Consider the following 2,542-nt stretch of genomic DNA (forward strand, 5'->3'; position numbering starts at 1 on the left):
TCGTTTTCAACTGGTCACCCGCATATTAAGATTTCCGCGTTCGTATTTCCGCACCACCAGCCAAGGAGAATTGGTTTCGATGGTGACATCAGAAGCGGAACCTATGGGTGGGTTTATGGGCGATATGCTGTCACAGCCAGTGTTTCAGGCTGGGCAGATGCTGACAATTCTGACGTTTCTATTTGCCCAGAGCTTCTGGTTTGGGGTTGCATCCATCGCGCTTATTCCGTTGCAGGCATGGATCATCCCCAAATTACAGCGCCAGATTAATGTGTTGAATAAATCCAGAATACAAGAAATACGCAAATTGGCTGCTGATATTGGCGAAACAGCGGCAGGTGTCAGCGATATTCGTATGAACGGCGGGATGCGTCACAGACTGTCATTGTTTTCTAATCGTTTGGGTAACCTGTTCGGCATTCGTTTCCAAATTTATCAAAAGAAGTTCTTCATGAAGTTCTTGAACAACTTCATCAATCAATTAACACCGTTCTTTTTCTATTCTGTTGGTGGCTATTTAGCGATCAAAGGAGAGATCACAGTGGGAGCCTTGGTTGCGGCGCTCGCAGCCTACAAAGACCTGTCGTCCCCTTGGAAAGAGCTGTTGACTTATTACAACCAAACCCAAGATATGGCGCTTCGCTGGGAGGTGGTGATCGAACGTTTCGCGCCAAATACTCTGGTGAGAGACGCTTTGTTTGATGGCGAGCCTGATACAGTGACAAGCCTTAATGGCGATATCGAACTGAAGCGTGTGACGGTATCCGATGAAGACGGACATTCAGTGCTAGAAGATATTAGCTTAATCATCCCCAAAGGCGCACGAGTTGCAATCAAGACCAATAGTGAGGCTACAGCACTTGCGTTTGCAGATTTATTAACACGTGAGGTGATTCCACAAAGAGGATCCGTGCAGATAGCTGGGTATGAGATGAATGACTTGCATCAAACAGTGATCGCCAATCGTATCGGGTATGCCAGTTCCAAACCGCATATTTTTCAAGGGACACTCGGTGAAAACCTGTTAATGCCATTTAATTATGCACCTATCTTAGGCGAGGATATTTCGGTCGATGTGTCCAATTGGCAACAAGAGTCTGCGCGCGCAGGTAACAGTGTTGATCCATTTGAATCTGACTGGGTTGCTCCCCAAATTGCTGGATTTAAATCATATGATGAGATCAAAGACTGGTGGTTTCAGTTGGTTGAAGCCATGGGTACCGACGATATGATGGTGCGCAGGGGCTTACGATCACGCCTTGATCCAGACACTCAACAAGAACTGATAGCAGCGATTGTACAATTGCGCCCCGAAATAGCCAAACGCTTAGCAATAGCGGGTGTGGATGATATTGTGCATGCCTTTCATCCAGAGAAATTCAACCCTGTATCACCCTTGGGTAGCAACCTGCTTTATGCTGTGCCTACAAAAATGCTGACACAAGTTACCCTGTCACAAGAAGATAATTTCGTACAGATGTTGGAGGATGAAGGGATTGCCGATTACCTTGCACACATGTCTGCCAATCTAATCGAAGGACTGACCGAAACATTTGGAACAGATGGTACTGATCATCCGTTGTTTCGCCGTTTGAATATGAATGAAGATCTTTATCATCAGCTTAGAGTGATCGTAGCAAAAAGACGCTTAGTTGGTCAAAGTGGTTTGTCGCACGAAGATTTTGCATTGATGTTGACGGTACCCTTTGCGTTTTCTGCCGAACAGATTGGTCCCTCTTTCACTGATGAGTTCAAAGCGCGGATTGTGCAAATTAGGATGAAGAGTGCCGCGGAGATGGTTGTAAAGTTAGATGGCTTGTTTAAGCCAATTGACCCACAGCAATATTTTCCTGTTATGTCGGTGCTTGGCAATGCGATTTTCGGTCGTATTTCAAGTTTGGCAGGTGCCCGTGAGAAGTTGATTGAAGATACGATTGTTAATGTCCTGACGGAGCATGGTCTAAGGCGACTGGTCGCGCAATCCTTATATGATGTTGCGACTACCCAAGGGGGAGAAAATCTTCCCGCGGTGTTCAGGGAACGTCTGGCGTTCAGCCGTGCTGGGATCAAGAAACCTGATATTCTGATCCTTCGAAATGCATTGGCTAGCCACGACGGTGAAGCTCGTGCGTTGACGCGCGAACGTATTAGTGAATTGATGCCTGACACTACCCAAATTTTCATTGAAAACCACTTCCCCAGACCAGAAAGTTACGATTTGTTTGTCGAAATTGTGGATGGGCGCATTGATGGTATTGCACGTCAAGATGAACTTCAAGATGAAGATGCGCGTCAGGATCTGAACCGTAAATTACGCATCGTAGCGCAGACAAATTTATTTGCAGGGCTTGACCGTAAACAACAACGTCTACTCGCATTTAGTGCGCAATGGTACAAAGTAAAATCGGGACAGGTGATTTTTAGTGCCGGTGAAGAAGCAGATGCCTCCTATCTGTGTGTTAAGGGTTCATCTGGCTTATATTGGCCAAAAAATGAAGGTGAGAGACACTTGGTATCAGAAATTTTACCTGGACGATTGATC

The 2,542-nt window shown here is 45.9% G+C and carries 1 protein-coding gene; it reads left to right on the top strand.

Translation table 11 applies throughout. The annotated features are described in order from the left end of the window. Positions 1-10 precede the first annotated feature (10 nt). The coding region (locus PE36_RS23325) for an ABC transporter transmembrane domain-containing protein (RefSeq protein ID WP_255348871.1) at positions 11-2,542 on the top strand (2,532 nt) is incomplete at its 3' end.

Origin of the sequence: Moritella sp. PE36, assembly GCF_000170855.1 — a bacterium.
Classification (GTDB): Bacteria; Pseudomonadota; Gammaproteobacteria; order Enterobacterales; family Moritellaceae; genus Moritella.